The organism is Pandoraea sp. CB10b_02, assembly GCF_002216225.1.
In the GTDB taxonomy this organism is placed as follows: Bacteria; Pseudomonadota; Gammaproteobacteria; order Burkholderiales; family Burkholderiaceae; genus Pandoraea; species Pandoraea nosoerga.
This window is the reverse complement of sequence record NZ_NJGW02000027.1, coordinates 41005-47679: the sequence shown is the minus strand read 5'-3', so window position 1 is coordinate 47679 and position 6675 is coordinate 41005. Positions and strand designations below refer to the sequence as shown.

At 64.7% G+C, this 6675-nt stretch carries 5 protein-coding genes, 1 tRNA gene and 1 pseudogene; 2 read left to right on the top strand and 5 right to left on the bottom strand.

The features are described from left to right. Positions 1-76: 76 nt before the first annotated feature. From CDN36_RS20370 to CDN36_RS20350, 5 genes and pseudogenes are all read right to left on the bottom strand, one after another. A pseudogene (locus CDN36_RS20370) lies at positions 77-604 on the bottom strand (IclR family transcriptional regulator); the annotation flags it as partial. 476 nt (positions 605-1080) lie between these two features. Further along, positions 1081-1806 carry an SDR family NAD(P)-dependent oxidoreductase gene (locus CDN36_RS20365; RefSeq protein WP_150556808.1) on the bottom strand — a complete coding sequence of 242 codons (726 nt, stop codon included), beginning with the start codon at positions 1804-1806 and terminating at the stop codon, positions 1081-1083. 3 nt (positions 1807-1809) lie between these two features. Further along, on the bottom strand, positions 1810-3174 hold the full coding sequence (locus tag CDN36_RS20360; protein ID WP_287497724.1) for an MFS transporter: 1365 nt from the start codon (positions 3172-3174) through the stop codon (positions 1810-1812). A gap of 139 nt (positions 3175-3313) precedes the next feature. Beyond that, entirely contained in the window at positions 3314-4060 is a 747-nt protein-coding gene (locus CDN36_RS20355; RefSeq protein WP_150556806.1) for an SDR family oxidoreductase, read from the bottom strand. 2 nt (positions 4061-4062) lie between these two features. Further along, positions 4063-4557 carry a 2,4'-dihydroxyacetophenone dioxygenase family protein gene (locus CDN36_RS20350; protein ID WP_150556876.1) on the bottom strand — a complete coding sequence of 165 codons (495 nt, stop codon included), beginning with the start codon at positions 4555-4557 and terminating at the stop codon, positions 4063-4065. A 467-nt stretch (positions 4558-5024) separates the two neighbouring features. On the opposite strand from CDN36_RS20350, the gene CDN36_RS20345 reads away from it, so the two are divergent. Both CDN36_RS20345 and CDN36_RS20340 read left to right on the top strand, forming a co-directional pair. Continuing rightward, positions 5025-5099 (top strand) — tRNA-Arg (locus CDN36_RS20345). 489 nt (positions 5100-5588) lie between these two features. Further along, positions 5589-6452, top strand: coding sequence for a CsgG/HfaB family protein (locus tag CDN36_RS20340; protein ID WP_150556805.1), 864 nt, complete (start codon positions 5589-5591; stop codon positions 6450-6452). Positions 6453-6675 lie beyond the last annotated feature (223 nt).

The window sequence follows — 6675 nt, the reverse complement described above, 5'->3', positions numbered from 1 at the left end:
ATCTCATGTCGGTTGCTTGCATGAATCCGAGTTGAGGGTGGTGCAGAAAATTTCAAGTGCGCAAGGGCCGGATCAATAATGCGCAGAGATACGCCTTGCCGACCGAGCTCGAATACAGTGTCACGCGCGTGCCGATGCGCGACGTCATACGCACGGCCTGCGGGCTTTCGAGTTTCTCGATGTAGACCATGCCCAGCTCGCTCGGCACCGCCAGGTGAACCGTCTCGCGCACGGTGTCGCGCAACGTCTTGAGCGCATCGGCGGCGGCAACGCGCAGGTCGGAGCGGCCCCAACTGCGACTTGCCAGATTGATCAGGCGCGGCCCGAGCGTGAGCGTTCCCATGCGTGGGTTTTCGATGACGAGCCCCTCGGCGACGAGCGCACCGACAATGCGATAGACGGTCGGGCGCGGATAACCGCTGGCGCGGCTCAGTTGCGGAATCGTCTGCGGCTCGGCGGCGTCCGCGATCAATTGCAACACCGCCATGAACTTCGAGAATGCCTGCGTACCTGTTGCCTTCGACGCACCCGCCGCCTCGCGCCGGGCCAGCGGTGCGGCGTCGTTATCAGTCGTCTCGGGAAGTTTGGTAGCGGACTTGGGCATGTCTGACGGGCAGCGTGCGAGGATTCGGAAGCCGGACAATTCAGCCGCGCAGCGAGCGACGAACGACACGCTTGCCGGACGCTGGCGGACACGACCGGGCAATGCCCGGAAGGCGCGATTATAGCGTTGCCGGGGTGGGCGGTGCGCGCCGCGGCGACGTTGGCATGGTGGCGCGCGAGCCGCGTCGGGAACCGTAAATGGAAGCACTGGCCGCAGCGGAAGCAGCGGAAGCGGCGGAAGCGGCGGAAGTAGCGGAAGTAGCGGAAGTAGCGGAAGTAGCGGAAGTAGCGGAAGTAGCGGAAGCGGCGGACGGGACGGAAGGACGTCCGCCCGGCGAAGACCTGCCCTGCGTGGGACGGGCCGCCGCCGAGCGCCTGGACGCCCCGCCTGCGGGAGCGCGCCGAATGCTCACCGAATGCTCACCAAACGCGCCTGAATGCGCGCCGAATGGGTGCCGAATGAGTGCCGAATGAGGGTCAGACGCTCAGATAGCCGCCATCCACCGGCACCACGGCGCCCGTCATGAACGAGGCCGCCGGCGTGGTGAGGAACACGGCAACGTTCGCGACCTCTTCCGGCGTGCCCCAACGCTTCATCGGCGTGCGCTCCAGAATGCCCTTCGAGCGTTCGTCGTTTTCCTGCAATGCCTGCGTGAGCGGCGTGGCGATCCAGCCCGGCGCAATGGCGTTCACGCGGATGCCGTCGGCCGCGTAGGCGATGGCCAGCGACTTGGTCAATTGTGCGACCCCTCCCTTGCTTGCGCTGTAGCCGGGCACGAGACCGCCGCCGAAAAAGCTCAGCATCGAGGCCGTATTGACGATGCAACCGCCGCTCGCGCGGAGCTTCTCGCGCGCCGCCGCGCACACGCGCATCGTGCCCGTGAGGTTGATGTCGATGACCTGCGCGAAGACCGCGGGGTCGAGTTCGGCGTTGCGGCGAATCACGCCGGCGCAGTTCACCACGATGTCGAGCGCGTCATGGGCGCCGACCACCTGGGTGACGCTCGCGTCGTCGGACACGTCGAGCGCGACGACGGACACGCCGGCCGGCGGCACAGGCGTGCCTTGCGGGGCCGGCAGGCCCGCCGCGCTCACACGAGCGCCGAGCGCGGCGAGGCCTGCGGCGACGGCAGCGCCAATGCCGGTCGTGCCTCCGGTGACGAGGGCCACCTTGCCGGCGAGCAGATCGGGTCGATAAGTCATGGTTCAGGCTTCCTTGGGCGACGGGCCGCCATGGGGCTGCGGCGCGTCGCGTTCGCCGATCGGCTCGCGCACGACCAGCAGGTAAATGAATGCGGCCACTACGGCGAGCGCCGCGCTGATGAGCAATGCGTTGACGAACGAATGGGTGCGGTCCACGACAATGCCGGTAATCAGCGGGGCAAACGACCCGCCAAAGTAACCACCGAAGTTCTGCAGGCTCGAGAGCGACCCCACCAGGCGGCGCGGGGCTGCCACGCTCACCAGCGCCCAGCCGCCACCGCTGGCGAAGTTCACGAAGAACATGGCGGCACTGATGTAGGTCACGGCAAGCGGCGTGCTGGGCGTGAACGCCGCCGGCACCGTGAAGGCGGCCGCACCGATCAGACCGATGCAGATCGGCCACTTGCGGCTCGTGACCGGCTTCACGCCGCGCCCCATCAGCCAGTCGGCGAAGTAGCCGGAGCCCACCATGCCCAGCGTGCCGAAGAGGTACGGAATCGAGACAATCCAGCCGGTCTTCGCGATGGACAGGTGACGTTCGTGTTCCAGGTACGCCGGCAGCCAGGTCAGATACAGCCAAACCATGTAGATCACGCCCATGTAGCCGAAGATCATGCCCCACGTCGTCTTGTGGGCGAACAAGCCACGCCAGTCGGCGAAGGTCATGCGCGTCTCGCGCTTGTCTTCGAGCTCGCCGCTGGCCAGATAGCCGCGCTCGGCCTGGCTCAGGGCGATCTCGTTGCGGTTGCGATAGACGATGTACCAGCCGATCGCCACCGCGATGCCAAGCGCGCCCATGATGACGAACATCGTGCGCCAGCCGAAGGCCAGCATCAGCGCGGTCAGTATGGGAGGTGCAATCATGGGGCCGATGGTCGAGGAGGCGACGAACACGCCCGTCGGCCCGCCGCGCTCATGCTTGGCGAACCACTCGCTCACGACTTTCGCGCCTGCGGGAAATTGCGGCGCCTCGCCGATGCCGAGGAACACGCGCGCTACGAGAAACTGGTGCAGCGTGTGCACGAAGCCGCCGGCCAACTGCGCCACCGACCACATGAACATGCCGAGGCCGAGCATGATGCGTGCGCCGAAGCGGTCCAGCATGACGCCGATGGGCAACTGCGAGAACGCGTAGGCGAGCGAGAATGACGAGAGCAACAGCCCCATCTCCGAAGCCGACAGGCCGAGCTCCTGCGAAACGGAATGGTTGGCGATCGATAACGTGCTGCGATCAAGATAGTTGACCATGCCGGCGAGCGTGAGAAACACGACCGCGATCCACTGCATGCGCTTGATGCGCGCGCTTTTCGCGCTGGCGTCCGCGGCGGTGCGAGCCGCCTGTCCCGCTGGTGTGGGAAAAGAGTCCATTGATTGTCTCCAGTGTGCTTATAGCTTTAGGTGTTGATAAAAACCACGGCCAGGCGCCGCCACACGTCGGAAAAGCGCGAGCGTGCGGCCGAGGCCGATTGCCGGGACGCGGGACGCGATCGCCGCGGCGCTCGCGCACTCAGTACGTTGCGCGCCCCCCGGACACATCGAACACGGCGCCCGTGCTGAATGTGCACGCGCCGCTCGCGAGCCACAGGGCCAGCTGCGCCACTTCATCGACCGTTCCCAGCCGCGCCATGGGGCTTTTGTCGATCATCGTCTGCACGTGCTGCGGCGCCATCTGATTGAGCAGCGCGGTCTCGATGGCGGCCGGCGCAATGGCGTTGACGCGCACGTCCGTCTTCGCCAGTTCCTTGCCGAGCGACTTCGTCATTGCGATCACGCCGGCCTTGGCCGCACTGTAGGCGGAGGCATTCGGCGTACCTTCCTTGCCGGCGAGCGAGGCGATATTGACGATGCGGCCGTAGCCGTTCGCCTGCATGCACGGCACTACATGACGGCATACGCGATAGACGCCGGTGAGGTTCACTTCGATCACGCGCGCCCACACCTGCGGATCGAATTCGGTGAGCGGCATGGTGGGCCCCGCGAAGCCCGCGTTATTCACGAGCACGTCGATTCGCCCGAAGCGTTCGAGCGTGTCGCGCACGACATTGGCGACGGCGCCGTCGTCGGTAATGTCGAGCGCCATGCCATGGATGCCGGTGTGCCCGACCGGATTGAGATCCCAGTTGACGACGGTGGCGCCGGCGCCGGCCAGCGCTCCGGCGAGCGCGAGCCCGATGCCGCCGGACGCGCCGGTCACGACGGCAACCGAGCCCGTAAAGTCATAGCGCGGTGTGCCGCGTACAGGAGCCGGTGCCATGCTCACCTCACGAACTGGTCGACGTAGTCGGCGCCCAGACCCACGGCTTCGTAGTGCTTGCGACACATGTCGAGCTTGGTGAAAACATCCTCGTAGCCCATGTATTGGCCCCACGGGTCGACGTAGAACATCACGCCGTTGACCTGGAACATCGTGATCATTTCTTCAACGTCTTCCGGCACGACGAGCGTGTGCGTTTCCCCTGGCGGCTCGAACACGTAGCTGCCCTCGGTGGCGACCCAATCGTGTTCGAGATAGCGCCACTTGCCCTTGAGGACCATGCCGTGCACCGCCTGCGGATGACGGTGTCGCGAGAGCACACCCGACTTGCGCACGCGCAGCAGGTTCATCCAGTAGCCCTGCGATACGTTCAGGCAGAGCGGACGGAACCAGACGTTCTCGGCCTGCGGCACCCATATGCGCTCATCTTCGGGAATGGCGTGCGGCTGCACGATTTCCTTCAGAGCTTCGGGGGGATTGGGAAACTGGTACGGCATGGTGGCCGGGTGGCTGCCGCCCTCGCCGCCCTGCCGCGAGGGCTCGATGGGACGCGTCGATTGCATTTGGGGATCTCCTTTAATGTCCATATTATGGACTCAACGTCCTTAATATGGACAGAATTGTTTCCGGAAAGGGGCTGGCATGTCAAGCGACGGAGTGGCGGGACGGATGTGAGGGGAAGGTGTGAGGGGAAGGTGTGAGGGGAAGGTGTGAGGGGAAGGTGTGAGGGAAAGGTGTGGAGGGAAGGGGTGGAGGGAGGGCCTGAGGAGGAGGGCCTGAGGGGATGATGCGAGGGTGCGGGACTCTGCGCCGGCGACCGGGTAACCGAGTGGTCCCGGAGGTTGCATGCGCTCAGGATGCAATGCCGAATGCGCCGCTCGCGAAGCAAAGCGGCCATCGCGATACCGTTTTTGCTATACTCTGCCCTCGCTCGCGTACCAGCCTACGCCAGCGAATGGTCCATCTCCCTGTAGTTCAATGGATAGAACGAGTGCCTCCTAAGCGCTAGATACAGGTTCGATTCCTGTCGGGGGGACCAAAAACCCCACCTCGCACGCGTCCCGCGCAGCCCAACCGGCCTCGCCTCCGGGCTTTCTTATCGGCGCTCGCAAGAATGATCACGGTGAGAAAGCGCGAACGTCCGGAGAAAACGTTCCATCGGATCTACCGCACGTTCCGTGCCCGACGTCCCGACTCCGCTCGCGTCCCCGCCGATCTTCGTCAACAGGTTCGAATGGATTATGGTTAATACCTAATCCTTACCTAAGCCCCTTGCAATCCCATCCTTAATCCGTTCGTAATCCCCATGATTTTTGATAGGGGATCCGTGGTTTGCCGCCGTGCTAGCATGCGGCGCGGAATGTTCTTACGGAGCATTTCAGCATAGGAGTCCTACGGTAACTCGCTTTCGCTCCTGCTTTTTTGGACTCCTGGCATCTGGCGGCGTCACCGACCCGGCCGAGCCCGCCGCACCCGCGGGCAGAGCAGCGCCGCCACTTCCAGAACAACATTCTAAAGAACTAGGAAAATGGCACACCATCTCGCAAAAATCACGGGCCTGCTGCTCGCAGCCGGCATCATGGCGGGTTGCTCGACCATGAACATGGGCAGCAGCAGCGCCAAGACCGCCGCCACCGGCTCCGCCGGCGGCGCCAATTCGGAAAACGCCAACGCCACGCTGGAAAAGTGCGACCGTCCTTTGGGCACGATCGCCGTGATCGAGGATACATCCGCGCCCTGGTACGGGGTGCTGACGGGTCAGTACAAGCTCGGCTCGACGGTGCCGGTGCTCAAGCTCCTGGTGCAACAGTCGAACTGCTTCGTGGTGGTTGACCGCGGTCGCGGCATGAACACGATCATGGGCGAGCGCGCGCTGAACGATTCGGGGGAACTGCGCAGCAAGTCGAACTTCGGCAAGGGCAAGATGGTGGCCGCCGATTACGCGATCAGCCCGTCGATCACGTTCACCAACAACAACGCTGGCGGCGCCGGTGCGAGCATCGCCGGGCTCCTGCCGGGCGGCATCGGTTCGGCCATCGGCGCACTTGCCGGCAGCATGAACTCGAAGGAAGCCAGCACCCTGCTGACGGTGATCGACAACCGCTCGAGCGTGCAGATCGCCGCCGCGGAAGGCAGCGCCAGCGCCATGGACTTCGGCGCGCTGGGTCGCATCGTCGGCAGCTCGGCCGGCGGCTCGCTCGGGGGCTACTCGAACACGGCCGAAGGCAAGGTCATCGTGGCGGCCTTCACCGACTCGTACAACAATGTCGTGCGCGCCGTGAAGAACTACAAGCAGCAGACGGTCGCGGGCGGTCTGGGCACCGGCGGGCAACTCGCCGTCCAGGATGACGACGCGCCGGCACCGAAGAAGACCGTTCGCAGGAAGAAGTAATCAGCCAGAAGAAGTCATCGTCTTCATCGACGTGCAAAACGGGCCGGCATTGTGCTGGCCCGTTTTTCTTTCGGCCCTAGAAGGGCGGCAGCGGTAGCTGCGGACGTTCAGCCTGGTTTAGCGCGGTTGAACCAGCCAATGCGCCACAACCGGCGAGCTCACCCGATATATCGGCGAACGCCTGGCTCGCGATGGCGCCGGGGGAATTCCAGGGCCGGCCGCA

Bases quoted from the DNA above. Each gene is read 5' to 3' on its own strand.
- CDN36_RS20365 (WP_150556808.1), bottom strand. From the start codon at position 1,806: ATGACTTATCGACCCGATCTGCTCGCCGGCAAGGTGGCCCTCGTCACC.
- CDN36_RS20360 (WP_287497724.1), bottom strand. From the start codon at position 3,174: ATGGACTCTTTTCCCACACCAGCGGGACAGGCGGCTCGCACCGCCGCG.
- CDN36_RS20355 (WP_150556806.1), bottom strand. From the start codon at position 4,060: ATGGCACCGGCTCCTGTACGCGGCACACCGCGCTATGACTTTACGGGC.
- CDN36_RS20350 (WP_150556876.1), bottom strand. From the start codon at position 4,557: ATGCCGTACCAGTTTCCCAATCCCCCCGAAGCTCTGAAGGAAATCGTG.
- CDN36_RS20340 (WP_150556805.1), top strand. From the start codon at position 5,589: ATGGCACACCATCTCGCAAAAATCACGGGCCTGCTGCTCGCAGCCGGC.